Source organism: Thioalkalivibrio sp. ALE19, from assembly GCF_000428605.1.
GTDB lineage: Bacteria > Pseudomonadota > Gammaproteobacteria > Ectothiorhodospirales > Ectothiorhodospiraceae > Thioalkalivibrio.
In genome coordinates, this window is the sequence record NZ_AUAG01000030.1 from 16,221 (window position 1) to 42,027 (window position 25,807).

General features: G+C 64.0%; 26 protein-coding genes and 1 tRNA gene. 14 read left to right on the forward strand and 13 right to left on the reverse strand.

What is annotated here, in order from left to right; genetic code table 11:
- Positions 1 to 10 precede the first annotated feature (10 nt).
- The 4 genes from flgC to F787_RS0111950 form a co-directional block, all read right to left on the reverse strand.
- Positions 11 to 433 (reverse strand): flagellar basal body rod protein FlgC, encoded by a 423-nt coding sequence (gene flgC, locus F787_RS0111935; protein WP_024328327.1) that lies wholly within the window; start codon positions 431 to 433, stop codon positions 11 to 13.
- Positions 434 to 454: 21 nt separating this feature from the next.
- Positions 455 to 862, reverse strand: a complete 408-nt coding sequence (flgB, locus tag F787_RS0111940) for a flagellar basal body rod protein FlgB (protein ID WP_019570793.1) — start codon at positions 860 to 862, stop codon at positions 455 to 457.
- A 188-nt stretch (positions 863 to 1,050) separates the two neighbouring features.
- Positions 1,051 to 1,866, reverse strand: a complete 816-nt coding sequence (locus tag F787_RS0111945) for a protein-glutamate O-methyltransferase CheR (RefSeq protein ID WP_019022256.1) — start codon at positions 1,864 to 1,866, stop codon at positions 1,051 to 1,053.
- A gap of 195 nt (positions 1,867 to 2,061) precedes the next feature.
- Positions 2,062 to 2,991, reverse strand: a complete 930-nt coding sequence (locus F787_RS0111950) for a chemotaxis protein (protein ID WP_028492325.1) — start codon at positions 2,989 to 2,991, stop codon at positions 2,062 to 2,064.
- 223 nt (positions 2,992 to 3,214) lie between these two features.
- Between F787_RS0111950 and flgA the strand changes: the two genes are divergently transcribed.
- The 4 genes from flgA to F787_RS0111970 all read left to right on the forward strand — a co-directional run bounded on the left by flgA (position 3,215) and on the right by F787_RS0111970 (position 5,577).
- Positions 3,215 to 3,883: a flagellar basal body P-ring formation chaperone FlgA gene (gene flgA, locus F787_RS0111955; RefSeq protein ID WP_028492326.1), complete on the forward strand. Its 669-nt coding sequence runs from the start codon at positions 3,215 to 3,217 to the stop codon at positions 3,881 to 3,883.
- A gap of 92 nt (positions 3,884 to 3,975) precedes the next feature.
- Positions 3,976 to 4,293 (forward strand): flagellar biosynthesis anti-sigma factor FlgM, encoded by a 318-nt coding sequence (gene flgM, locus F787_RS0111960; protein WP_018871227.1) that lies wholly within the window; start codon positions 3,976 to 3,978, stop codon positions 4,291 to 4,293.
- A 4-nt stretch (positions 4,294 to 4,297) separates the two neighbouring features.
- Entirely contained in the window at positions 4,298 to 4,780 is a 483-nt protein-coding gene (locus tag F787_RS0111965) for a flagella synthesis protein FlgN (protein WP_028492327.1), read from the forward strand.
- A gap of 80 nt (positions 4,781 to 4,860) precedes the next feature.
- Positions 4,861 to 5,577, forward strand: coding sequence for a flagellar brake protein (locus tag F787_RS0111970; protein ID WP_024328322.1), 717 nt, complete (start codon positions 4,861 to 4,863; stop codon positions 5,575 to 5,577).
- A 71-nt stretch (positions 5,578 to 5,648) separates the two neighbouring features.
- Here F787_RS0111970 and F787_RS0111975 read toward each other — a convergent pair.
- From F787_RS0111975 to F787_RS0112005, 7 genes are all read right to left on the reverse strand, one after another.
- Positions 5,649 to 5,739, reverse strand: a tRNA-Ser gene (locus F787_RS0111975).
- A gap of 111 nt (positions 5,740 to 5,850) precedes the next feature.
- Positions 5,851 to 6,054, reverse strand: coding sequence for a carbon storage regulator CsrA (gene csrA, locus F787_RS0111980; RefSeq protein ID WP_019022261.1), 204 nt, complete (start codon positions 6,052 to 6,054; stop codon positions 5,851 to 5,853).
- 62 nt (positions 6,055 to 6,116) lie between these two features.
- Entirely contained in the window at positions 6,117 to 7,367 is a 1,251-nt protein-coding gene (locus F787_RS0111985; RefSeq protein ID WP_028492328.1) for an aspartate kinase, read from the reverse strand.
- Between the two features lie 91 nt (positions 7,368 to 7,458).
- Positions 7,459 to 10,074 (reverse strand): alanine--tRNA ligase, encoded by a 2,616-nt coding sequence (alaS, locus tag F787_RS0111990; RefSeq protein ID WP_028492329.1) that lies wholly within the window; start codon positions 10,072 to 10,074, stop codon positions 7,459 to 7,461.
- Between the two features lie 169 nt (positions 10,075 to 10,243).
- Positions 10,244 to 10,738: a regulatory protein RecX gene (locus F787_RS0111995; RefSeq protein WP_028492330.1), complete on the reverse strand. Its 495-nt coding sequence runs from the start codon at positions 10,736 to 10,738 to the stop codon at positions 10,244 to 10,246.
- The gene (gene recA, locus F787_RS0112000; RefSeq protein WP_019022264.1) at positions 10,719 to 11,768 is read right to left on the reverse strand and encodes a recombinase RecA; all 1,050 of its coding nucleotides are present in this window, start codon (positions 11,766 to 11,768) and stop codon (positions 10,719 to 10,721) included. The genes F787_RS0111995 and recA overlap by 20 nt, the downstream gene beginning before the upstream one ends.
- A 165-nt stretch (positions 11,769 to 11,933) precedes the next feature.
- Entirely contained in the window at positions 11,934 to 12,266 is a 333-nt protein-coding gene (locus F787_RS0112005) for a hypothetical protein (RefSeq protein WP_028492331.1), read from the reverse strand.
- Positions 12,267 to 12,599: 333 nt separating this feature from the next.
- Between F787_RS0112005 and F787_RS0112010 the strand changes: the two genes are divergently transcribed.
- Positions 12,600 to 13,397: a hypothetical protein gene (locus F787_RS0112010; protein ID WP_026331510.1), complete on the forward strand. Its 798-nt coding sequence runs from the start codon at positions 12,600 to 12,602 to the stop codon at positions 13,395 to 13,397.
- 69 nt (positions 13,398 to 13,466) lie between these two features.
- Here F787_RS0112010 and F787_RS17205 read toward each other — a convergent pair whose 3' ends face one another.
- Positions 13,467 to 13,943: a hypothetical protein gene (locus F787_RS17205; RefSeq protein WP_231373436.1), complete on the reverse strand. Its 477-nt coding sequence runs from the start codon at positions 13,941 to 13,943 to the stop codon at positions 13,467 to 13,469.
- Between the two features lie 11 nt (positions 13,944 to 13,954).
- Here F787_RS17205 and F787_RS15690 point away from each other — a divergent pair, with 11 nt between their 5' ends.
- From F787_RS15690 to F787_RS0112045, 4 genes are all read left to right on the forward strand, one after another.
- Positions 13,955 to 14,827, forward strand: coding sequence for an ankyrin repeat domain-containing protein (locus F787_RS15690; RefSeq protein WP_019571075.1), 873 nt, complete (start codon positions 13,955 to 13,957; stop codon positions 14,825 to 14,827).
- Between the two features lie 108 nt (positions 14,828 to 14,935).
- On the forward strand, positions 14,936 to 15,583 hold the full coding sequence (locus F787_RS0112030) for an ERCC4 domain-containing protein (protein ID WP_019590392.1): 648 nt from the start codon (positions 14,936 to 14,938) through the stop codon (positions 15,581 to 15,583).
- Between the two features lie 1,185 nt (positions 15,584 to 16,768).
- A complete protein-coding gene (locus tag F787_RS16505) occupies positions 16,769 to 19,147 on the forward strand; it encodes a hypothetical protein (RefSeq protein ID WP_231373437.1) in 2,379 nt (792 codons plus the stop codon).
- Positions 19,144 to 22,353 (forward strand): site-specific integrase, encoded by a 3,210-nt coding sequence (locus tag F787_RS0112045; protein WP_028492334.1) that lies wholly within the window; start codon positions 19,144 to 19,146, stop codon positions 22,351 to 22,353. The genes F787_RS16505 and F787_RS0112045 overlap by 4 nt, the downstream gene beginning before the upstream one ends.
- A gap of 76 nt (positions 22,354 to 22,429) precedes the next feature.
- On the opposite strand, the gene F787_RS16810 is transcribed toward F787_RS0112045, so the two are convergent.
- Positions 22,430 to 22,891 (reverse strand): hypothetical protein, encoded by a 462-nt coding sequence (locus F787_RS16810; RefSeq protein WP_155989608.1) that lies wholly within the window; start codon positions 22,889 to 22,891, stop codon positions 22,430 to 22,432.
- 413 nt (positions 22,892 to 23,304) lie between these two features.
- On the opposite strand from F787_RS16810, the gene F787_RS16150 reads away from it, so the two are divergent.
- From F787_RS16150 to F787_RS0112070, 5 genes are all read left to right on the forward strand, one after another.
- Positions 23,305 to 23,721 (forward strand): hypothetical protein, encoded by a 417-nt coding sequence (locus F787_RS16150; RefSeq protein WP_028492335.1) that lies wholly within the window; start codon positions 23,305 to 23,307, stop codon positions 23,719 to 23,721.
- Complete coding sequence (locus tag F787_RS16155) at positions 23,718 to 24,122, forward strand: hypothetical protein (protein ID WP_155989609.1); 405 nt, start codon at positions 23,718 to 23,720, stop codon at positions 24,120 to 24,122. Before F787_RS16150 ends, F787_RS16155 begins: the two co-directional genes overlap by 4 nt.
- 14 nt (positions 24,123 to 24,136) lie before the next feature.
- A complete protein-coding gene (locus tag F787_RS16160; RefSeq protein ID WP_051246141.1) occupies positions 24,137 to 24,457 on the forward strand; it encodes a hypothetical protein in 321 nt (106 codons plus the stop codon).
- Between the two features lie 143 nt (positions 24,458 to 24,600).
- Positions 24,601 to 24,954: a hypothetical protein gene (locus F787_RS16815; protein WP_155989610.1), complete on the forward strand. Its 354-nt coding sequence runs from the start codon at positions 24,601 to 24,603 to the stop codon at positions 24,952 to 24,954.
- Positions 24,955 to 25,379: 425 nt separating this feature from the next.
- A complete protein-coding gene (locus tag F787_RS0112070) occupies positions 25,380 to 25,691 on the forward strand; it encodes a transposase (RefSeq protein ID WP_028492336.1) in 312 nt (103 codons plus the stop codon).
- Positions 25,692 to 25,807 lie beyond the last annotated feature (116 nt).

Here is a 25,807-nt window from a genome sequence, read left to right on the forward strand (position 1 = left end):
TTCCGGTCTCCTAGCCTTGTCCGCCCATCTGCAGCGTGCGCATCATCAACTGGCGGGTGGTGTCCATGACTTCGACGTTGGCTTCGTAATTGCGCGAGGCCGACATCATGTTGGCCATCTCCTCGACCACGCTGACCGCCGGGCGAAAGATGTAGCCATCGTCGTTTGCCTTCGGGTGATGGGGCTCGTAATGCATCTGCGGCTCGGCATCCGACTCCTCGATCCCGGCCACCCGCACCGGCGTCGCGGTACCGTCGCGGTTGGCCTGGTCCATCGCCGCCTGGAACAGCACGTGTTTCCCGCGATAGGCCTCCTCCGCGCTGCCGGCCGCCGTGTTGGCGTTGGCCAGGTTCGAAGACACCGTATTCAGCCGCGCCGACTGTGCCGTCAGCGCCGAAGCCGAGGTATTGAACAGATTGAACAGATCACTCACGGCAGTGGCCTCCCGTCAGGTTCAGCGATTGCCCCGGAAGGCATCGCGAATGCCGGAAACCCGGCGATTGAGAAATTCGAGGCTGCTCTGGTACTTGACCGAGTTCTCGGCGAACGCGGCCCGTTCCATCTGCGGATCCACGGTGTTGCCGTCCAGAGACGGCTGCGAGGGGATGCGGTACTTGAGCTCGGCCCCGGTGCCCGCGGCGGCCGTCCCCGGATCCTGATGACCGGCCCGGGTCTTGCTGAGCTGCAGCTGGCCACCACCCCCCGAAGCCGCCTCCAGCTGGCTGCGAAAATCCAGGTCCCGCGCCTTGTAGCCGGGGGTGTCGGCATTGGCGATGTTCGAGCTCAGAACCTCCATGCGCTGCGAACGCAGGTTCACCGACTCCGGCAGAATCCCGAGTGCCTTGTCCAGCGATATGCTCATCCCGTTCCGTCCGGCCCGCGCATGGCGGGCATCCGTTGCCTGACCACGACGATGCAATCGCCGTGCCATTGGCTGCCGGCAAAAGGGGAAAAGGATTGGGAGGGACGCCGGCGCGCGGTCGGCCACGCGGCGAATCACCGCGTCGGAAACGACCGCCGGGCCCGTTGCAGGCCCGGCGCGGGCGGGGTTCAGCCCTTCAGACGCAGGACCGAACCGTACTCGGTGCGCACGGTTTCGTAGGCCTTGCTGTAGGGGCCGACCGTCTCGGAAGCGCCAAGAAACAGATAGCCACCGGGGTTAAGCTGCTTCGCAATACCGTCAAGGACCTGACGCTTGGTCTCGGCGGAGAAATAGATCAGGACGTTACGGCAGAACACGATGTCGAACTTGCCCAGCGCCGCGTAGCTGTCGACCAGATTGAGTTTCTGGAACCGGCAGCGGCGCTGCACCTCGGGGATGATCTTGTGCCCCTCGGGCACGGTCTGGAAGAACCGGGACCGCCGCGACTCGCTCAGCCCGCGCACGATGCTCAGACCGTCATAGACTCCCTTGCGGGCGTCTTCCAGCACGCCCTCGGACAGGTCCGTGCCGAGAATGCTGACGGGCACCACCCGGCGCGGGCGCGAGGCCTCCCATTCCGAGACCACCATCGAGATGCTGTAGGGCTCCTGGCCACTGGAACACCCGGCCGACCAGACCTTGATCGACGACCGAGTGGACGCCAGCTCCGGGAGGATCACGTGGCGCAGGATCTCGAACGGAAAACCGTCGCGAAACCAGGAGGTTTCGTTGGTGGTCATCGCGTCGATCACGCGCGTGCGCAGCTTCGGGCTGGGCGCCTTGCGCAGCGCGTGCAGCAGTTCCGGCACGTCCTTGTAGCCAAATTCATCCAGCAGGCGGGACAGCCGGCTGGACACCAGGTACTGGCGGCTGTCCCCCAGCACCAGGCCACAGCACTCGGAGAGAAAGCGCGCGAATTCTTCGTAGTCACGGGAATCGATCACGCACACATCTCCGCCTTGACGCGTGCCGGGCCCGTCCGCCGTCCGCTGGTTGTTCGGTTCGATGATTCCATGCCGCCACAGTATAGGGCTTCGAGGCGGCCTTGCGGGAGTCCGCAGCCTGCAAAGGGGCGGCAAGCGCCGGCCACCCGCCCCGGCCGGGCCGGCAACCGTTCGCCCCCGGCAACCACCGACATCTCAGGCGGTCTTGTTGATCTGTTCCAGGATCGCACTGGCCAGTTCGTCCGGGTTGAACTTGGAGAGGAACGCATCCGCACCGGCCCGACGCACCATGTCGGTATTGAATTCGCCGCTGAGCGAGGAATGCAGCAGCACCCGCAGCGGCCGCAGCCGCTCGTTCTCGCGGATCTTTGCCGTCAGGGTGTAACCGTCCATGCGCGGCATTTCGATATCCGAGATCACCAGCTCGACCGTGTCGTGGATCGGACCCTCGGCGGCTTTCTCCTCCAGGTAATCCAGGGCTTCACGCCCGTCCTTGCACAGCACGTAGGGCCACTCGAGCCCCTGGATGGCGCTTTCGATCTGGCGGCGGGCCACCACCGAGTCGTCGGCGATGACGATTTCCCGACGCTCGGGTGTCTGCTCGGCCACTGCGGAACGCACGCTTTCCGACACCTCGGTGGGCAACGGATTGACCAGCGACAGCACGCGCTCCACGTCGATGATCTCCACCAGCTTGTTGTCGAGTTCGGTGACCGCCACCAGAAACGACTCACGACCGGTGCCGCGCGGGGGCGACTTCACCTGGTCCCAGTTGACGTTCACGATGCGATCCACCGCCGACACCATGAAGCCCTGCACCGAGCGGTTGAACTCCGTGATCACAACCTTCTGCTGCCCGTCCGCCCCGGCCCGCGTCGACTGCATGCCCATCGCCCGCGCCAGATCGATGATCGGCACGGTCTTGTCGCGCAGGGTGGTGACGCCCCGCACCACCCCGGCGGACCCGGGAATCTGGCGCAACTGCGGCAGCGGAATCACCTCGCGCACCTTGAACACGTTGATCCCGAAAGTCTGCGTGCCGCCCAGATAGAACAGCAGCAGCTCCATCCGGTTCTGCCCGACCATCTGCGTGCGCTGGTTCACGTCGTCAATAAACTGACTCACGGTTCTCGCCCCCTGGGTTGTTCTCCCTGCTAACGGCCGCGCCGGCGGGAGCTTGAACCACGCATCGGACGCGCAGGACAGGCGCCGGATGCCATGGCACAGAATCTGCATGTATTCCGTGACGAAGACACAGGGTCAACGGTGACCGGACATGCACCTTTTCAAGTTACAGGCTTTGCTCCCGTACCGCAGCCCGGGCCGCAGCGGGGGTGCGCTTCTTCTGATGCTCGCGCTCCTCGCCCCGACCGCGCAAGCGGAGATCGAGCCGGTGCAGAACATTCGTGACAGCGCGGAACGGTTCCTGCACCAGCAGCTTGGGGACCACAACGGCGACGATGTGGAGGTGCAACTCGGTCATGTCGACGACCGCCTGCGCCTCAAGCGCTGCGAAGAACCCCTGGAGGCCTCGCTGCCGCCCGGCGGCCGCCCGAGGGGCAATACCGCGGTCAACATCCGCTGTCCCGGGCCGGTGACCTGGTCGGTGTACGTTCCGGCCACCGTGGAACGCCACGCCGAGGTGGTGGTGGCCCGCCGCAACCTGTCGCGCCAGCAGACCCTGGGGCCGGGCGATCTGCGCATGGAGCGCATCGAGACGTCGCGCCAGGCCAGCCATTATTTCGAGGACGCATCCGAGGTGGTCGGTCTGCAGACCCGCCGCGCGATTCGCCAGGGCCAGGTCATCGGCCAGCAGCACGTTAATGAACGTCAGGTGATCCAGCGCGGCCAGCGCGTTACCATCCTCGCCAACAGCGGCAGCGTCACTATCCGCATGCAGGGCGAAGCCCTGGAGGACGCCACGGCCGGCGACTGGATCCGCGTGCGCAACACCTCCTCCGGACGCGAGATCGAGGGCGAGGTCCAGCCATCGGGCACGGTTCGCGTCGCCCTGTAGTAAAATGTGACGGAAATCCCGCAACCGACCCTACAGTTTCGGGCATTCCGGCCGATACACGCGGTAGACCAGTAAAACGACAGGACAAAGTCATGGATATCAAAGGCCCCAACATCAACGGCCTGCGCCCCGACAGCCAGAACGGCGGAGTCCGCGGCCGTGACGACGACGCCCGCACCGGCGGTAACGGGGTGGATCGCGCCGGCAATGGCGATGCCGCCAGCGGCGACGCCGTCACCCTGACCGGCGCCGCCCAGGCCATGAACGGCAGCGGCGAAGCCAGCGAGGCCGCACCGTTCAACGAGGCGAAGGTGGCCGAGATCCGCGAGGCGATCGCTCAGGGGAACTACCCGATCGACAACGAAGAGCTGGCCGATCGCATGATGGAAATCGAAGGCCTGCTGCGGTGATCCGATGGTGACCGACGAAACCGGAATTCGTCCTTCCCTGGAGGAATCCATCCGTCTCGGACAACGGCTGGAGGATATCCTGCTGGAGGAAACCCGGGCCATTGAGTCACGCGAACCGGATCGGCTGCAGGCCGCGGTCCAGCGCAAGCAGGAACTGCTGCAGGCACTGGAAACCGAAACCCGCAAACAGCAGCAATGGATCGAGGCCCGCGGGGCCGAGTTCACCCCGGAAGGGGTGGCGCGGCTGTTCGCGCGGCTGGAGGGAGGGGAGCACCTCAATGACCGCTGGCAGGCGCTGCGGGCGACGATCGAACGCTGCAACGAACTCAACCAGGGCAATGCCCGGCTGATCGAACGCAACCAGCGCCGGGTGCAGATGTCCATGCAGATCCTGCGCGGCGAGGACAGCGGCCCGGCCACGACCTACGATCCCTACGGCAAGGCCCGCCACCGTCGTACCACCGGCCAGACCATCACCCGCGCCTGAGCCCGGGTTGGTCCGGACAGGCGTGAACTCCGTCACAGGGTGTATGATGCGCGAACCCACTTCGGACGCGACGTGCCCTCATGGATGACAACGATTATACCGTCGACACCCCGGAACGCATCGGCCAGATCCTGCGCGACCTGGACCATGGCCTGACCCTGGTCAGTATCCGCCTGGAAGAAAGCGGCCCGCTGTACACCTCGGCGCTGATCCGTCTGGATGCCGACGCGCGACGTCTCTACCTCGACCAGCTGCAACCCCCTTCCCTCCACCAGCGGATCCGGCCCGGCCAGCCCCTGCGCGTCTTCGCGACCCTGCGCGGCGTGGCCGTGCGGTTTACCACCGAGGTCCGCCAGATCGTGAGCGAATCGCCGGGAGACCTCTACGAGTGTCCGTATCCCGCCGAACTGCAATACCTGCAGCGTCGCGAGACCTTCCGCGTTCATATCCCCCTGAGCAACCGCCCGACCCTGCAGATCCAGGGCGAGATGCACGAAGAACCGATCGAGGGATCGGTGGTGGACCTTTCAGCCGAAGGCATGTGCGTGGAACTGCCGAATGAAGTGCTGCAGGAGATCCCCTATGGCAGCCGCCTGGAATTCACCAACCTGCTGCTCCCGGACGTGCAGGAAAGGGTCTCCGGCGCCGTCAAACTGGCCAACTCGCGCCCTTCCACTCGCGAAGGCCATTCGTATGCCGGCTGCGCGATCATCGAGATGTCGGCCCGCCTGGAACGTGCCATCAACGTCGCCCTGCTGTTCTATCAGCGTGAGGAACGCCGCCGCGCGATGAACTGACCGATCCCGGCTTACGTGCCCACAAAAAAGGCCCGCACGAGCATCACTTGCCGTGCGGGCCTTTTGCGTTCTGGCGGAGAGTGAGGGATTCGAACCCTCGATGGGCTTTTGACCCATACTCCCTTAGCAGGGGAGCGCCTTCAACCACTCGGCCAACTCTCCGTAACTGCGGTGCAGAGGATACGGATTCACGCCGCGGAATGAAAGCCCGCGCGGCCCCGAATTGATGATTTTACCTTCATTCGGGCCGCACGGAGATCGCAGCGTCGGACGTCACTCGTTCCCGCGATTGTCGCCGGAGCCGTGTTCCGAATCTTCGTCCTGAATCCGCTGAAAGATCTCTTCGCGATGAACCGCCACGTCCGGGGGCGCATTGATGCCGATCCGGACCTGGTTGCCCTTCACACCCAGAACGGTGACGGAGACGTCATCGCCGATCATGAGGGTCTCCCCCACCCGACGCGTCAGTATGAGCATGCTTTTCTCCACAGTACCTGTGTCGGACGAGGTCGGTCGCCCGGAATCCGTTGATTGAGTCGTCACCCCTGCTCCTTTGGTAGACCGGCTGGCTCCTCTTCGAGTTCAAAGGCATCGTGCAGCGCACGCACCGCCAGTTCGAGGTATTTTTCGTCCACGACCACCGAGATCTTGATCTCCGACGTCGAGATCATCCGGATGTTGATGTTTTCCCGCGACAGGGCCTCGAACATCCGGCTGGCAATACCCGCATGCGACCGCATGCCGACACCCACGACCGAGATCTTGACGATATGGACGTCGCCCGAGACCTCGCGGGCGCCCAGTTCGTCCGCTGCCCCCTGCAGCAGTTCCAGCGCCTTCTCGTAGTCGTTGCGATGCACGGTGAAGGTGAAATCGGTCGTGCGGCCGTCCTCGCCGACGTTCTGCACGATCATGTCCACCTCGATGTTGGCATCCGCCACCGGCCCGAGGATGCGATGCGCGACCCCGGGCTGATCCGGCACGCCGCCCACCGTCAGCTGCGCCTCGTTCTGATTGAACGCGATTCCCGCGACCAGCGCCTGTTCCACCGCTGCATCCTCCTCCGTGGTGATGAGTGTCCCGGGTCCCTCGCCAAACGACGAAAGGACACGTAAGGGGACGTTATACTTGCCCGCAAATTCCACTGCCCGGATCTGTAGCACCTTCGAACCGAGGCTCGCCATCTCCAGCATCTCCTCGAAGGTCACTCGTTCGAGGCGCCGTGCGTGGGGCACCAGTCGCGGATCGGTGGTGTAGACTCCGTCCACATCCGTATAGATGCGACATTCGTCCGCTTTCAAGGCCGCGGCCAGCGCCACCGCCGTGGTGTCGGAGCCACCACGCCCCAGGGTCGTGATCGCCCCGTCCTCGTCCACGCCCTGGAAGCCGGCCACGACCACGATGCGGCCGGCCTCCAGGTCATCACGCACGCGGGCGTCGTCGATACTGCGGATCCGCGCCTTGTTGTAGGCGCTATCGGTCCGGATGGTCACCTGGGCACCGGTATAGGAGCGCGCCGGACAGCCTTTCGCCTCCAGTGCCATCGCCAGCAGGGCGATGGTGACCTGCTCACCGGTGGACAGCAGGACATCCAGCTCGCGCCCGTCGACCCGCGGGTTGAGTTCGTTCGCCAGCCCCAGCAGGCGATCGGTCTCGCCGCTCATCGCGGACACCACGATCACCAGCTGATGGCCCTCCTCGCGCAGATGCAGCGCGCGTTCGGCCACCGCCCGGATGCGTTCGGTCGTCCCGACCGAGGTGCCGCCAAATTTCAGTACCAGCAACGCCATTGCAGAATCCCTGTCCGGCCCGAAGGCGGCGCATTAAACACGAAATCGGGATGCATCCAAAGCAAACCCGCCCTTCCAATCCGGAATTTGGTCAGCCCAGCAATTCGCGAACGGTGTCCTCCACCGAGGCCAGCGCCGCCTCGAGTTTATCGGGGCTCTGCCCGCCGGCCATGGCCATGTCCGGCCGGCCACCGCCCTTGCCGTCGACCTGAGCGGCCACGCGCCCGACCACATCGCCGGCGCGGATCCGGTCGGTTTCCTCCTTGGTGACCCCGGCGACCAGCGAGACCTTGCCTTCCTCGGTGGCGGTGCCCAGCACCACCACGGCACGGCCGAGCTTCTGCTTGAGCTGATCGACCATGTCGCGCAGGGCCTTGGGCTCCACGCCCTCCACCGGGGCCGCCAGCACCTTCAGGCCGTCGACCTCCACCGCGCGGCTGGAGAGGTCGTCGCCGGCCTGACTGGCGAGCTTGCCCTTCAGGCGTTCGATCTCCTTCTCCAGCTCGCGATTGCGCTCCTGCAGCTGGCGCACCTTGTCCGGGGCGTCGGCGCGGCCGGCCCGCAGGCGGTCCGCCACCGCATCCAGATGGCCCAGCTGCTGGTCCATCCAGCGCAGGGCCACCTCGCCGGCCACCGCCTCGATGCGGCGGATCCCGGCGGCGACCCCGCCTTCGACCGTAATCCGGAACGGCCCGATGTCGCCGGTGCGCTCCACGTGGGTGCCACCGCACAGCTCCACCGAGGAACCGATCTTCAGCACCCGCACCTCGTCACCGTATTTTTCGCCGAACAGGGCCACGGCACCCGACTCCATGGCCGAGTCGATGTCCATGATGCGGGTGTCGGTGGCCTCGTTCGCCAGGATCTCGGCGTTGACCTGATCCTCGATCGATTTCAGCTGCTCGGTGGTCAGCGGCTCCATGTGGGTGAAGTCGAACCGCAGGCGCTCGGAGTCCACCAGCGAGCCCTTCTGCTGGACGTGATCGCCCAGCTGGTCGCGCAGGGCCTTGTGCAGCAGATGCGTGGCGGAGTGGTGACGCTTGATGGCCTCGCGCCGCGGCCCCTCCACCGAGCCGGACAGGCTCTGACCGACCTCCAGGGTGCCGGCGCGGACCTGGCCCACGTGCAGATGCGCCGCGGCCTGCTTGCGGGTGTCCTGCACCTGGAAACGCACGCCGGAGCCCGACAGGGTACCGATGTCGCCCACCTGGCCGCCGGACTCGGCGTAGAACGGCGTGCGGTCAAGCACCACGATGCCCTCTTCGCCGACCTCCAGGCGGTCCACGGCCTCGCCCTCGCGGAACAGCGCCAGCACGTGGCCGTCGCCCTCCAGGTATTCATAGCCGCAGAACTCGGTCGTGTGGTCCTCCAGCCCCGGCAGGTTGCCGGTATCCATGCTGAAGCGGGAGGCGGCGCGCGCCCGCTCGCGCTGCTTTTCCATCTCCGCCTCGAAACCGGCCATGTCCAGTTCCAGGCCGCGTTCGCGCGCGATGTCGCCGGTCAGGTCCACCGGGAAGCCGTAGGTGTCATAGAGCAGGAAGATGGTCTCGCCCGGGATCACCCGTCCCTGCAGATCCTTCAGGTCCTCTTCCAGGATCTTCATGCCGTGGTCGAGGGTTTCGAGGAACTTGCGCTCCTCCTTCTCCAGGACCTTCTCCACCTGCTCGCCGGCCTTGACCAGCTCGGGATAGGCCTCGCCCATGGTGTCGATCAGCGGGCGCACCAGGCGGTAGAGGAACGCATCCTCGGAGCCGATCTGGAAGCCATGACGCGCCGCCCGGCGGATGATGCGCCGCAGCACATAGCCGCGCCCCTCGTTGGAGGGCAGCACGCCGTCCGTAATCAGGAACGCGATCGACCGGATATGGTCGGCGATCACGCGCAGCGAGGCGGAATCGGCTTCCTGCGCGCCGGTCACCCGCCGCGCCGCGGCGATGAGATCCTGGAACAGGTCGATCTCGTAGTTGGAATGCACGCCCTGCAGCACCGCCGACAGACGTTCCAGGCCCATGCCGGTATCCACCGACGGGCTGGGCAGCGGATTCAGCGTGCCGTCCGCGTCGCGGTCGTACTGCATGAACACCAGGTTCCAGACCTCGATGTACCGATCGCCATCTTCATCCGGCGAACCGGGCGGTCCGCCCGCCACTTCCGGACCGTGGTCATAGAAGATCTCGGTGCAGGGACCGCAGGGCCCGGTGTCGCCCATCTGCCAGAAGTTGTCCGAGCCACCGTCCGGATCGTCGCCGATGCGAATGATGCGTTCGGCCGGGACCTTGATCTCGTTGGCCCAGACGTTGTAGGCGTCGTCATCGGTCTCGTAGACCGTGACCCACAGCCGCTCGGGGGGCAGGCCCAGCACGTCGGTAAGGAAATCCCAGGCGTAGTGGATCGCATCGCGCTTGAAATAGTCCCCGAACGAGAAGTTGCCCAGCATCTCGAAGAACGTGTGGTGCCGGGCGGTGTAGCCCACGTTCTCCAGGTCGTTGTGCTTGCCGCCGGCGCGCACGCAGCGCTGGCTGGTCGCCGCGCGGCTGTACGGGCGCTTCTCGCGGCCGAGGAACACATCCTTGAACTGGACCATCCCCGCGTTGGTGAACAGCAGGGTGGGATCGTTGGCAGGCACCAACGGGCTGGACGGCACCACGGTATGGTCGTGCTGCGCAAAGAAATCGAGGAAACTCCGGCGTATTTCGGCGCTCTTCATGCGTGTCCGGTCGGGTATGGGGTCAAAAGCGGAATCGTATCACGCTCGCCCCGGACCCGCGTATTGCCGCCCGCAGCCTCGGGCCATGCTGCAGAAGGCCAGCCCCCTGGCCGATTCGACGTCAATAATGCCCCATCGGCCAGAGGGCTGGCCTCCTGCGTCCTGCGTCCTATGGGGCCTCGTCCTTCCAGGCAGCCAGCGCCCGGTGGGCGACATCGCCGGGAAAGCCGCGACCGGCCAGATGACGCAGCATGCGGGCCTCGTCCTCGCGGGCCGCGGGGGGATGACGGAAATGCCGTTCGAGCTGGCCGCGGGCCTGTTCGACCCAGTCGACCTCCAGCGCCTCGATGGCGAGGCTCACGGTGTCGCCATCGATCCCGTTGTGCGCGAGCTCGGCACGGATGCGCTGCTCGCCATAGCCCTGCCCGACCCGGTGGCGCGCCATGGACTCGGCGTAACGGGTCTCGTTGAGGTAGTCCAGTTCGCGCGCACGCTCCAGTGCGGCATCCACCGCGTCCCGCTCGAAGCCGCGCTCCGCCAGCTTGCGCGCGAGCTCCGGTGCAGCGTGTTCGCGCCGCACCAGGAGCTTGAGCCCGGCCTCCAGGGCCGCCTCGGGATCGGCCGGGTCGACCGGCGCCCCGCCCTTACGACGGGCTTTCGGCATCCTCGACCGCGGCCTCGGCGTCGTCCGCACCCTTGCCGCCGGCCGACGGCAGATAACGCTCGCGCAGGTTGCGTTCGAGCTCCTCGGCCTTGTCCGGGTTGTCCTTCAGGAACTGCCGGGCATTCTCTTTGCCCTGCCCGATACGTTCGCCGTTGTAGCTGTACCAGGCCCCGGCCTTGTCGATCAGGCCTTCCTTCACGCCCATCTCGATCAGCTCACCCACGCGCGAGATCCCCTCGCCGTACAGGATCTCGAAATGCGCCTCCTTGAACGGCGGCGCCATCTTGTTCTTCACCACCTTCACGCGGGTCTCGTTGCCGATCACCTCGTCGCCCTTCTTGATCGCACCGATGCGGCGGATATCCATGCGCACCGAGGAATAGAACTTGAGCGCGTTGCCGCCGGTGGTGGTTTCCGGGCTGCCGAACATCACGCCGATCTTCATGCGGATCTGGTTGATGAACACCACCAGCGTGTTCGAGCGCTTGATGTTGGCCGTGAGCTTGCGCAGCGCCTGCGACATCAGGCGCGCCTGCAGACCGACGTGCGAATCGCCCATCTCGCCCTCGATCTCGGCCTTGGGCGTGAGCGCCGCCACCGAGTCGACGATCACCACGTCCACCGCGCCGGAGCGCACCAGCATGTCGGCGATCTCCAGGGCCTGCTCGCCGGTATCCGGCTGCGAGACCAGCAGATCATCCACGTTCACGCCCAGCTTCTCGGCATAGGTCGGGTCCAGCGCATGCTCGGCGTCCACGAACGCCGCCGTACCGCCGGCCTTCTGCGCCTCGGCCACCACCTGCAGGGTCAGGGTCGTCTTGCCCGAGGATTCCGGCCCGTAGACTTCGACCACGCGCCCGCGCGGCACGCCGCCAATACCCAGCGCCACGTCCAGCGCCAGCGAACCGGTGGAGATCGAGGGCACATCCACCGCCTGGCGGTCCCCCATGCGCATCACGGCACCCTTGCCGAACTGTTTCTCGATCTGACCCAGCGCGGCCGTCAGGGCCTTCTTGCGATTCTCGTCCACGGTTTGCCTCCGGAATGGATAATGCTCGGGCGGTTAGGTGCGGGAGTATCCCACAGGCGGGGGGCGGACCCAAAGACACCCGGACTCGATCCCGGGCCCGCAACCTGTCGACATCCCCGAATGTGCACAGCCCGTATCGACACAGGCTTCGCACGGGCATCGTAGTCAGCCGCGAGGCTTTCCAGCTGCAGCGCCTTCGCTACGGCCGGTCATCGCTTCCAGCCGCTCCGTCAATCGCACGTCGATGGCCTCCAGCTCGACGCGCAGGGACTTCAGGGCGTCCTCGTCGCAGCCGGATCGCTCCAGCTCCGCCAGCCGGTTGGCGACGTCTTCCCGTTCCTTCGTGGCCTCCTGAATCGCGTCTACCTGGCGGCTTTGTGCCTGCCATTCGGCCTGCTCGGCCTCGGCACGCCGCAGCAGACGGCGCCGTTGCCAAACCCACAGCACTACCAGCAGCGCCAACACGCCGCCGATCAACATGTGGATATTGATGTTCATCGACGCTCCTCCCCGATATCCATATCACACAACCTCTTCCATTACAGGGTCTTTCTACCGCAGCCTCCTCCGAATCTCAAGCACCGTCGGCCGCCGCGGAAGATGACGCACGACTGTGTTGCTACCGGAGGCGAATCCGACCGAGCGCCTGAACGAAACCCCGAGGGTTCCGGATTTCGAGTGAGATCATCAAAGGCCGTCAGGCAATGTCGCCCCCTCCAAACGGAGGTGTCTCGGCCGGGCTGACATCCGGTTTCATTGTTCGGTCGATGGTGCGGTTCACGCCACGCCCCGACGCACATGCTCAGGCCAGCCACAAGGAGAAGCGAAACCGTGGATAACCAACTGGTATTCAAGAATTGGAGCACTCCGCTCATGGGGCTCTTCGTGCTCGTGATGAGCGTGATCTTCCTGACCACGTTCGGCCGCAGCACGCATCTCGCCTGCGGGGCGGAGGAGCGCTACTGCGAACTCACCCGATCGGCCCCGTTCGGCATCCATGAATCCACCGAGGGCCGCTACCCCCTGGACGAGATCCAGCAGGCCACACTGGGCGAGAGTCGGAACAGCGACGGCGACCGCACCTACTCCGCCAACCTGCAGCTGGACGACGGCTCGGTGGATATCCTGGGCTACAGCCGGAGCGGCCGATCCGGCGTTCAATCCATCGTGGACGAGGTCAACACCGGCCTCGACGATGTCCGTCAGGGCGGAGACTTCCACATGAGCCACCAGGTCACGTTCGGCCTGTGGATGCCCCTGGCGATGAGCGTGCTGGGTCTCTACCTGCTGCTGTTCCAGCGCAATGTAGTGGCCCTGTGGCTGCCGCCCGGAGTTAACCAGCTACAGGTCGCCGAACGGCGCTGGTGGCAGCCGGGGAGCCCCGGCAAGATCCGCGACATCCCCTTGCAGGACATCAGCCGGGTGGCCGTAGAGACGACCTGGTCGAGGTCACAGCGTTCCGGCCATAGCAAACCCGCCCACAGGCCAGTCATCTATCTGAAATCCGGGGAATCCATCCCCCTCACGCGAACGCGCAGATCGGGCCAGGGCGCCTTCCGCCGGCAAGAGCAAGTACGCCGCTTCCTCGAACAGGCCGGCGCATCGCTGGACGACGAGGAAAACTCGTAAGGTCGCTGCAGGTTGAAAGACAGGGGGACTGCTTCGACTCGATCAGCCGCCGCTGCTCCTCGATCATCGCTAGCTGCTCGTGGTAACCGGGCCTCGTAGCCGAAGCACGGTCAGTTCTGTCGTGCCAAGCCCGACCCCATTGGTGAGACCGCGCATGATGGCGGCTTTGCCGTTCTCGAAGCACGGAGTAATCTTCGCCACCGCGACGTCGCCTTCTCGGACGCAGGTGTAACCGTCAATCACATTCTGCAGCGCTCGGGTCTGGTCGAGAACCAGCGAGCCATCGTCTCCCACGGCCATCCGGATCGGCGGCTGGTCCGGTCCTCCGTGGTATTTGTTGCGGTAGTGCGCCAGAAATGCTTCTGCATCACGTCCACGGGTCAGGGCGTTCAGCCTTTCGAGCAACCAGGTGTGGAAGTGCCAAGCCCTGCGGGATGCGCTCAGCGGCGATGCGCCGCCGGATGTGGCATGATCGATCTCACCGTATTTCCGCCAAACCCGGGGGGCGCGACAGTTGCCCGGGTGTCCCGGAACCGCGTCATTCAAAGGAGAGAAGGATGTCCCGTACCCAACGCCCCCTGCTGCCGACCATCACCCTGGGCGCCCTCCTGGCCCTGTCCCTGCAAACCGCCTTTGCTGCCGACCCAACGGACCGGCTTTTCGAGGCCGCGACGCAAGGCACTCCCGAAGAGGCCACGGCTGCGCTCGAGGCGGGTGCCGACGTCAATGCAAGGGACGATAACGGCGTCACGCCCCTGATGTTCGCACTCGCAGACAACGAACCGGCCATGGCCGAGTTTCTGATCGACCAGGGCGCCGACGTCGAAGGGCGGGACGACTTTGGCTGGACGGTGCTCATGGACGCCGCGAAGCACCAGACACCGGCGATGGCCGAGACCCTCATCGAACTGGGTGCCGACGTCAACGCGCAGGACGATTTTGCGAGCACCGCCCTCATGGTCGCCGCCGGGAACAACGAACCGGCCATGATCGAGACCCTGATCGAACACGGCGCCGAAGTCGATGCGCGGGACGAAGAAGGCTGGACTGCCCTGATGGTCGCCGCCGCACAACACGAGCCGGCAGTGGCCACCATTCTCATCGACCACGGCGCGGACATCGAGGTGCGCAACGTACACGGCTGGACGTCCCTGGTGCAGGCCGCGCTGCGCGACGACCCGGCCATGGTCGAGACCCTGGTCGAGCACGGCGCAGACATCAATACGCGGGACAAAAACGGCTCCACTCCCCTCATGGACGCCGCGGCCCACAACATTCCGTCCATGGTCGAGGCCCTGCTGGCGCTCGGCGCCGACCCCGGCCTGACCAACAAGGAAGGGCAGACTGCCTACGACTTTCTGGACGACAACTTCCACATCAGCGAATCGGACGAGGTCTACCAGCAGCTCCGTGCCGCCGGGGCCGACTGATTTCCTGAATACAAGGACCCGGCCGGTATCCGAGACTGCATGAGGGATTGCGAGTTACCCCCTCCGCTCCGCCTAGACTGCGTGCGGGTCACACAATCGGAGTCCCCAATGGAAAACCTTCATCTGCCAATCCGCGTCGACAAGCGCGAAAAGGGCAAGATCATCCAGCGCATCGAAGAGCTGGAGGGCGTGGAACTGGAATTCACCGATCTGGACGTGGGCGATTACGTCTTGCCCAACGGCGTCGTGATCGAACGCAAATCCGCGGCCGACATGGTCCTGAGCGTGGTCGACAAGAGCCTCTGGGAGAACGCCGCGAAACTGAAGGCCAACTACCGGCAGGTGATCTACATCGTCGAAGGGGACCTGTACGAGCCCCGCTTCTACCAGCAGGCGCTGGACATCCACCGCGCCCTGGCCCACCTGACCATCGCCCTCGGCATCAGCGTGCTGCCCAGCCCCGATGCCGACAACAGCGGCATGCTCATCTATCTGACCGGCCTGAACGCACAGATCGAGCCGGATCCCGTCGACCGTGAGGCCGAGTCGGACAATCGGCGCAAGGTCGCCGAATTCATCCTCAGCGGCCTGCCCGGGGTCGCCGCGGACGACGCCCGCGACCTGCTGCGCAGCCTCGGCAGCGTGCGCGACGTCATCAACGCCGACGCCGCCACCCTTGCCCGGACCGATGTCCTCGACCCCGAACGCGCCGAACGCATCGAGTCCGTCGTCACCTACGGCAGCCGCAAAAGCTGAGCGATCGATGACCGGACTGCAACCCGACGTCCGTGGTCAACGCGACATGTTCCGCACGAAGGAGCTCAAGGAATCATCGACTTACAGCATCCTTTGACACACCCTAAAGACGCTGTAGAATACGCGTCTCGGACACGACAGGCGCGTAGCTCAGTTGGTTGCACCACCTTGACATGGTCCGCGGAAGCCCCTGACCCCCCGCCCCACAAGCCCCAAAAAGCCCGCCATAATCGACTTTCTTGGAATTTAGGGTCATCCTGGGTCACACAGGAATCCACAATTCTGTTTTCGAAAAGGCTCTAGAGCCATCGCATTGCTAGCCGAATCCTGACCTGACAGACTGAGCACCACCTGATCGCTACGAGGGCGCTATGCCAAGCTCCCTGCCACGATGGATCCGAGTGCCTGTAGGCGAGCTGCTGGACGACCCGGTGACGATGCGCCCTCCCATACCGGTTGCGCCCAGCCTCACGGCCGACGCGGTGAAGGAACTCCTCATTCAGCGCCCCATCATCGCCGTGCCGGACACCGCCCACGGGAAGAGTGTCTACCGTCCGGTCGCCGGCATACCAAGCCTCAGCGTCGCGAAAGCGTGCCTGTCGGCGGACGAACAAATCCCTGTCCTGAGTGCTCCGGACTCCGATAGCGATCTGAGGCATGCGGTCGACGATCTACTCGTCCCGACCGTCGAACATTCAGGTAGCGCGGAGCTACCGAAACGGTGGCAGACCGCACATACGGATGGAGTACTCCCGATCATGTTGGGTAGGCAGCCGACCCAACCCGAGATCGCGCGCTTCCTCGGTGTATCGCTGTCCACCTACAAAAGCCACTGCAGAGATCGGTACGGCCATGGCGGGAAGTGAAAAGGTCCTTCTCTCCGACTCCCAGGTGGAGAACCTCTACGGGGCGCTGCGACGTATCAACCACCCCGCCCCGGAGAACCTGGTCGAACGAGTCCGCCCCCTTCTACAAATGCCCGATTCATTGGCCGGAGTGTGTCCAATCGCGCAGAACCTCGGTCACCTTCTTCCCCGGGTCCAGAAGCTCCTTCCAGGGGAAGAAGGGGGCGGCGCGGTGGACGTCTTACGCGAATGGCATGACGCCCTAAGCGCCATTCCGCGCGGGGACCCCCTGTGGTCGGGGGCTACGCACCTGTATCGGGAAGATAAGCCTGGAGAACGAGTGCAGCACCCTTTCACAGGGATACTGACGACCCATCCGGTCTGGTGCGCCCTTTGGTACGTCCATGACGATGCAGAAGGTCCCGAGCCCGACACCTATAAATGGCTACAGGCCCATCTGCTGGCTGCCCATATCCTGCTGTACCTGAGAGGCTTGCGCCCTCGTCATGATCAGCACCCATACCATGCAAGCAGGGTGGTCCGATGGGCCCATGAGCCGACATTCCGCTGGCTGATCCTCAAGGTCCGTCACGTGCGGGAGGACCCCAGAAGGCTTGCGGAAACACTCCTCGAGATCAAGGAACAGGCGTCGCCATCCGACAGCCAACCGGCCGCCGACAAGCGCCAAACTCTCATAACGCAGTACGGCGGGTACCTGGCCGAGATCATGGCCTTGGCGCACGACCTGCCCTTCCGAGGCATCTCCGAAAGGACCCGGACCGGCAGATCTGGGGGCCAAAGAACCGGCTCGCCACGCGGTCGGGACGTCGACGCCATGGAGCCGGACCATCATGGATTCCAGCACCACCAAGACAATCGGTTGCTCCAGGCGAGCTGGGGCACCGACGAATACCGGGCAAACCGCCACGTTCCAAGCGAAGAACACCAGAACGAGCTGCTCACCAGCGGACTCGCGCCGGAAGAGTATGAGGTTGATGAAGGCGCCGAGATCACGTTCGAGGCCATACTCGGCCATGAACCGGGTGAGGATCGGACACCGCTCGATCTGAAGGATCTGCCACCTCTGGGATCGGTCTATGCCCGGGCGCGGAGCATAGGCCGGCGCATCGCGATGGAAAGCCAGCGCTTTCGTGTTGAGCTCCGACGGATCCGGCTTACCCAGCTCCACCGGATTCTTCAAACCCTCGAAGCAGTTTTTTCCGAGGCCTCCGTTGATGGGCCGCATGACGAGCCGGCAAGCCGACGCGAAGAGCGGAACAAACGTCGCGAAACGGTGTTGCTCGCGGCGATCGCCCTCGTCACCGGGTCCCCGCCCGATACCGTCAGGAGAACCCAGTGCGTCGACGGCATAAGCCAACTGCCGGCGGAGTTCAAGCTGGCGTACAACCCCGGTTACCGGATGTGGATGCGGCCCTACAACCCTCCGCCCCGACATCCACTCGCCCAGGAAGAGCGAAAGCAGGCGATCGAACACTGGCCCCGCGTTGTCTTCGAGGACATCCTCGGGGTTGGCCAGCACCTCAACCGCACGCCTTCCGACCGAAAGACCCAACGGCACTTCACCCACAACGAAAGCACGTACGAAAAACTGTGGGACAGTCACATCGTCCCGCGTCTGAAACAGGCCGGGGTGGAACCACGATGGCGTCAGTTCAAAAATCTGGCCACCATCATGCCAAGCTGGTTCGCCTGGGCCGAGGAAGGTCAGCATCTTGCGCCGGCCCTGCTATTCGGGACCGATGACCCGCTCGCCCGGACCCACCATTTCTACACGGCGTGGGAACGTGGGGAGCTGGCGCGTATCTACCATGAGCATCTGGAAACGGCGCTCGCGGGTAGCGGACTGGATGAAGAACGCGACCACTCGTACGAAAGACTCTGGAACTACCGCGCGCCAGGCACCGCCATCCCGGAGAGCTGGACAGGGAATGATCGGTTACCTCGGGCCGAATCCATTTCGGATCTGATTGCTGAACTCAGCGGCAGACTCCACAGCCAAGGCCCGCCCCACCGTCGCGATGCGGCGGGTTGGTTGAACGCTCACAACCTGATGACGGCGTACACCGCCCTCGGACTGACCCTGGCGGTGGGCGGTCGCGCCATCCGGACGCCGGTTCCGGACCTTTCGGCCCGGCACCACGCCACCGGGACCATCGCCCTGCAGGAGAAGGACCGGTCGGATGGGTCCCATGCCCGACTCGTGGTGCTACCGCCCGAGGTGATCCAGCAGATCGAGGCCTACATGGAGCACCTGGTCGTCCTTTTCACCACGTTTCCAGGGCTGCCCACGAGCCTCACCTGCCCCGCCACCAAGCACCGGGATCGGAGCGCATATCAGAGCGATCAGTATGAACTGGCGCTTCGCTCCACCTGTTTTTTCCTGGACGCCGGGGATCCCGAGGATCCGACGACCTGGGTCCCCGTGGAACTGACGGGCAGACGTCTGCGTGAGGAATGCAATCGCGTGCTCCCCGCCGCCTGGCCACTCGACAACGCCGGCCGTCACCTTTTGCGCAGCTATCTCACCGCTCAGGGCTGTCCGGCCACGATCATCAACACGCATCTCGGCCACTGGAGCTACGGCGAGGAACCCTGGGGTGCTCCCTCCGCGTTCGATCCGGTCCGTTACCGAAAGGCGATCCGTCCGTATCTGGACAGACTCATGCAGGACATCGGCTACAGGGTTGTGGCGCCATGAGCGATATGTCTGGCGAACCGGGCGACGGCGGGCTCGACGACGATCTTCGCGCGATCTGGGCCGGCTGGAGGCACCTCTGGAACCCGATCGGGGAACGCCAGCCCGATCCCACCGAAGCGACCCGGGAGGAACCACAGGATGGTGACGAGTTCCTGTGCGTCTGGCGCATCCTCAAAGAGCAATACCCGAGGCTCACCTCGGTCGAGCCGCCCGAAGACCTCGAGTGGACGAAAAGCGACACGCGCACACTGATGTTACAGGTCCGCGCCGAGGCGCCTGCGGGCCGCAGCTTCGTTGCCCAGCGACGCGTCGCCGAAATCCTCGATACCGGCAACCGCGTCGGTCGGTGGCGGATCGTCATTCCGGACCTGCCCGTCCCTTTACCGCCGGCGCCTTCCTCGCCGTTCCAGCACCATGACTTTCTCGACATGGTCCGCCATCAGGACCTGGTGGACACCTTTCTGAACCAACTCGCCTCTCCGATCGACCCGGAACGGATTCAGGCCCGGTGGGGCCGGATTTTCCTGAGCGCCCTGCTCTTCGGCGGCCTTCTGCGCCCGCGGTGGCTCTGGGCTCTCGGCCACTCTCTCCATCAGGCTCCCGCACACCACCACTGGATGGAGCTGTATCACCATCTCAAGGACGAAACGATGCCACTGCACCTGCGCTGGTATCCGGACCCGATCACGCGCCATCTGCTCGTCCGCGATGGAAACCAAGGCCTGCCTCCCGGCCTTCCGGGGACGCGGGCGGACGGGCCGCTCCTCTACCGCTGGATCAGGGAATGCGCCGAGACGCTGGGCTTCTCCGACCAGCTCCCGCGCAACTGGAGTCAACTGCAGAAGGTCGCCCGCCTTCATCTGGCGCTTTACGTCCCGCCGTACCTCCTCGCCCACGCCGCGGGTGAGCGGGTGGCCACGTCACTTCCGGTCAGCGTGCATGAACGACTGATCTTTCCACCGGACCGGATCCGGACTTCATTGCCTCCACGAGCCACGGAGCCGGGCCATCGGTCCGAAATCTCGGAGAACGGCTCTGCTCCTGCAGAAGGCGCCACGACGGAGGAAGACGCCGACCCGCACGGCCATGAAGCCTGGCCCGCGCAACTGCTCGATCTCACCCGTCTGATCCGAAAAAACGATCCCCCGGATCCACAGCCCATTCGCGACTGGATCGAGGCGCATCCGACCGCCAACCCGACAGGGGGCCGGACTCCCCTACCCTTGCTCCCGAGTGTCCGGCGGCTCGCCGACTGGGTCGCAAACCGGCTGTGCACACCCGCACGAGCGGGCCGAAAGCCGCGGCGCCGCACCGTCTATGAACTCTACAACGCCGTAGCCGGCCGCATCGCCGGTCAGCTTGGCGATACGGATCCGGCAGACCTCACGGCGGACGATCTCATCGAACTCTACACCAGCGCCCTTGAGGACACGCCGAACGCGCGCAGCCGCAAACGCGTGGCCCGAGGCCTTCGCAGCTTCCATCAATTCCTGATGGAAGCGCACTCCCGGTCGCCACTCCCGCTGGAGACGCTGGAGTCGCCGCAGCATGTTGTGACCCACGGCCCGCCCGACGCCAACTACTTGGACGAGGCCCTGTTTCAGCGCACCCTCGACTGGGTGGACGAGCTGTACCGTGACAATCCCGCGGTCGGCACCGTGCTAACCCTGATCATGGCTTTGGGATTTTACGGCGGTCTACGTCGCAGTGAGGCCGCGGGCATCCTGATTGGCGACGTCGAAAGCCCACCGGAATACTCGCTGCTGGTGCGGCCGAACGGCCTGCGTCTGCTCAAGAGCGGCAACGCGCAGCGCGTCCTACCCCTTCACGCCATGTTGCCGGAGGCGTTACTGCAACGGCTGACGAGATGGCAGGAGCACCGACGGGCCGAGCCGGATGGGTCCGAAGATGCGCCACTGTTCGCGCTGCCAGACCGCGGGCCGATACGCCCCAACGATCAGCTTCTGGATGCGGCAACCCGGGCCATGACCCAGGTGACGGGCGATCCCGATATCCGCTTTCACCATCTGCGCCACTCGTTCGCATCCCGAACGCTGCTACACTTCTGGGAACTGGAAGGCGAAGGCGAGGAACCGCTCCCTCCCTGGTCACAGGCCCGTTCGATGGCGGCCCCGACCGATCCCCGAAAGCTTCGCCGCGAACTCATTGGCGACCAAAGCCCCACGCAGCGTCGGACGCTGCGTCTGGTCTCGCGGCTTATGGGCCATTCCGACACCCAGATCACCATCGAGCATTACGTCCACACCCTGGACGATATTCTCGGACGTGCCGTCCGCCGCATGATCGACGGACTCGACACCCGACAGATCGAGGCGATCACCGGGCGGAGCGCGCCGCGGATCCGTGAAGTTCGTCGGGAGACGAACTTCGGCACCCCGGCGGAGGCCATGGACCGCATCACCGACGGTCTACTGCCCTCGGGCTCGTCCCTGACGAAACTCCGGGAGCGGACGGCGGCCGGCACCCACTGCGGCACTCCCATACCGATGGAGGAACCCGCGGACCCACTGGACCGGGCATGCCTCCTGATCCGGGCCATCAACGAGACCGAGTGTTCCACCGGGTCCCCGACCGGCCAATTCGCATTTCCGTGGGACAGACCTACCCTCGAGCGCTACGCGGCCTTGCTTCGGACCCTTCCCGAGGAGCTCCGCCTGCGCCGCAGCCGCCCTGATGACCCCGACTGCCTGCTCGCACCGCCGCATGTCAACGAGCGTCCAACCTTCCAAACGACCTGGTCCTACCTGTATGGAAACGAACAGACGCCCGCGCTGACGCCACGCGACCGAAAAAAACTGCTGGACACTTTCACCCACGCCATGGTCCCCACAGCCCCACTACTGACGCTCCAGCTCAAAAGCGTACCCGACCTCAAACGCTGGGTACGTCTGCTGGACCATCTGGAGCTCCGGGAGCTGTTCATCGGGTATCACACCGCCAAACCCGGCTCCCGGGCCGCGAATCCGTCGGAGCAGTTGCAGCATTGGCGTCATAAGGTTGGCCACCTTCTATCCATCGAGCACGGTCGGATGGGCCACCCATCCCGGGAAGCTACCGCCGCCCGAGGTGAAGTCATCGTCACCTTCCATCCCGACGCACAGAAAGCCGTCTCGCTCAGCCCGTACGCAGTGCAGCTCGCAATTTTCCTCGCCTGGGCCCAAGAACACCATGAGAAGATGACGTAATCATCGCCACGTTTCTGCCAGCTATAGGCACTGCCCCACCGCATGAGACAAGCCTACGAGCTCTACATTTGTTGCATTACTGCAGCCGATCGCGCGCCATCATCGCCTGAATGCGATGCAGATAGGTGACAATCGCCCCAACTCCGAGGATCAGAAGGCCACTGACCACACCATAGAACCAAACGCTGAGAACCGACGCCACAATTGCCAGCCCACTCGCTTGTTCCGGAAGGTGCGCAGCATTGACAAATCCTCCAATCACGCCAATGGCGATCACAATGAATCCGATAACATTCAGAGCTGGGCCGAGCGCGTCTCGAGCCCGCAACGCCTCTTCAGCCGGATCGCCTCCATCACCTGATTGCGGACCTGACTTTACCGCTGCCGCGTCCGCCTCACCGTCCAGCGGTTCCACTTCGACCACCGACGCATCGGGATAGCTCTGTTTTAAAATCACTTCCGCAGCACGAGCATTCGGGGCCGAGAGCTCACGGCTATGAGATTCGCCACCCTGCTCAAAAGTAACATTCCACCTCATTCTCCATCCCCTTCATATGTTGTCGGCGGAAACCCTAAATCAGAATAACAACAGACTCAAGCTGGAAACATGGTGGGCGCATCTCTCCACCAAACAATACACAGTCGACATGATACCCTTACTTGCGGCCCTCCCTAGATAAGCACTGATTAATGGCTTTGCATCCGGGCCCTTGGTCCGCCAACGCATTGTTGGAAGGACATTGGGCCGGGGCGGCCTGTTGGGTGTCTGTGACCGTAAGCTCCCCTGCACGAGAACCGGTGGGTGCCAATACACCAATGCCGCCTGGCTGCGTCTTGTTGGGTTGCCCATGGATTATCCTGGACACCAGAGTTATCAGGTTAGTCTGACGAGAGGAGGTATTCATGAGCGAGGAAAAGCGTTAGTCAGCCGAGTGCAAGCAGGAGGTGGTATTGAGGCTGCTGCGGAGCGAAAGTCTGGATGAGTGGACACGGGAGACCGGGCCGCCGGCCTCGTTTCATTCGGAATGGCGCGACACGTTCTTGGAGAGGGGCCTTTCGGGTCTCATGCGGCGTAGCAGCGATCCGCGAGTCGAGGCCTTGGAGCAGGAGCGCAAGGCGCTCCAGGCCAAGGTCGGCGAGCTGCCAAAGGACAAGAAACTGCTGGAGAAGCTGGTGGCCGGCATGAAGGGAAGCGGAGATCGAATCCATAATCCGTGCTTGCTCGATCTCCGCACGCCGGCCGTATGGCAAGGTTCGGCTATGCCGGCTATGGGACGTACCCCGATCGACGGTGTATGCCCGCCGAGCGGCTTCGGTGAGCACGAGCACACCTCAACGCTCGGCGCACCCGTCGGTTGTTCCAGATGAAACACTGCTGGCGTTGGTGCGCGGGGGTGATTCGCGATACCGAGGCACTGGGCATAACCGGCGAGGGCTGCCGCAAGTTCTGGGCGCGGCTGAAGGGCCTGGATGTAGCCATCTGCCAGAAACGACTGCTTCGGCTGCTGCCCGACCATGGACTGCAGGCCCCTCATCGACAGGGGACGGCTTGGGGGCTGCAGGTCCACCATGGCACCATCATCTCCGAGGCACCCAACCAGATGCGGGGAACGGACGCGACGCAGGCGTTGACTGGCGAGGGGATGATGGCGACCATCTTCGTGGCCATCGATCTCTTCGTGGGCGACGTGGTCGGTATTCATGCTGCCCGCCCCGGCACGCGCCACGAGGCGCTGGAGCCGATTTATCAGGGCATTCGGGAGCATTGAGGCAAGAGGTTGCCATGGGGCTGACTCTGCGCCACGACAACGGGCCGCAGTACATCAGTGGCCATTGCCAAAACGAAGTGGTGTTTCACCGTATCGAGTCGAGTCCCAGCTTAGCGCGCTCGCCGCAGGGGAACGAGAGCGCTGAGCGTTTCATCCGTACCCACACAGAGCAGTTGCTGCGGATCCGGCGGTTCGAGACCGCCGAGGAGCTGCGTTGTGAGCTTACGGCGTTCAAAGAGCGGCTCAACCGGCATTGGTTGCTCCAGCGCCATAGCCATCGGATACCGGCCCAGGTGCGCACGGCCCACTTGGCTGAGCCAGCCATAGCTGCATGAAATGAGTGCATACGAGCATCCAGCGTTTTAGGGGGCCTGAATTCATTACTTTCTTGTGAATGGTGACGGGTTTAAGTTGCGACTGCAATTGCGCAACTAAAAAGCATGGACAAAAATCATCTATTGTGACGGAGAGCAGACAAATGCAGAAAGTGTTTATACCGCTGATTTTATCGTTGTTTTATTTGGCGTTTTTGCCTGGGAATGCGAGTGCCGAAATTAGCGCTAGAGATTACCAGAGCTACAAGGATGACGATGCATTCAGGCTAATGATTCATGGAATGGGTTTAGCATATTCGTGGGCAAATATTGCCATTCAGCATGAAGGTGACAGCCCATTGTATTGCCCCCCTAGTGACCTCAGAGCGGATGCGAACATGCATCTGTCAATCCTGAACGAAGAATTCGATGCGAATAGTCGGGTCTACCTTGAGGACGACATTCCGATTGCTCTTGTACTACTAAGAGGATTAAAGGCAGCTTTTCCCTGCGATTGATAGCGAGGTCCTGGAACTATACCTGTCCAACGACCTCGAGGAGAACGCGAGATCACCCACTGCTGGGTCCTGGACTACAACGAGGGGCGGGCGCATGACGCCCTCGGTGATCTACCCCCCCCGGTGGTCTACGCCCAGCTCCATTCAACGGCCGAGGACTCTAAGAATGACTTGTCCTCTTGACGGGGAAGCTTATGCCATAACCGTAACCCCAGCCGTAGGCAGCTTGGCCCACTGAATTGGACTTTACGTCGTAATCGTACTGACCACCTACCGTTGGTATAATTTGCATTATCACATATCCATCCGCTGACAGATGCTGGCCGTCCAGGCCTTCAGCACCTCCTACCTGATCGCCTGATTGAAAATTGAAGTGACCCCCTCGACGGCTGCACAGGTTATTGTGGGGCCAACAGGAGGGCATGATGAGCGAAGAAGCACCGGTGAAGTGGTGGACGGCGAAGCGCAAGACGGCCGTGGTGAGGGACATCTTCAAGGGCAAGACCACGGTGGCGGAGGTGGCGCGCCAGCATGATCTGGCGGTGTCCGACGTCGAGAGCTGGATGGACGAGGCGCAGAAGAACATGGAGAACGGCTTCAAGTCCCGTCCGAAGGATCTGCGCGAGCAGTACGAGTCGGAGCTGCGCGAGACGCGGGAGGCGCTGGGTGAGGCCCACCTGCAGATCTATGCACTAAAAAAGTGGCGGCGCCTGCTCGACGACGAGGAGAACTCGTAAGGTCGCTGCAGGCGGAGATGGAAGCGGAAGGCCATGCGGTATCGCTGAGCCGGCTGTGTCGCTGGCTGGAGGTCCCACGCCGGAGCGTCTATTACCGGCCCACCCGGCGTCGTACG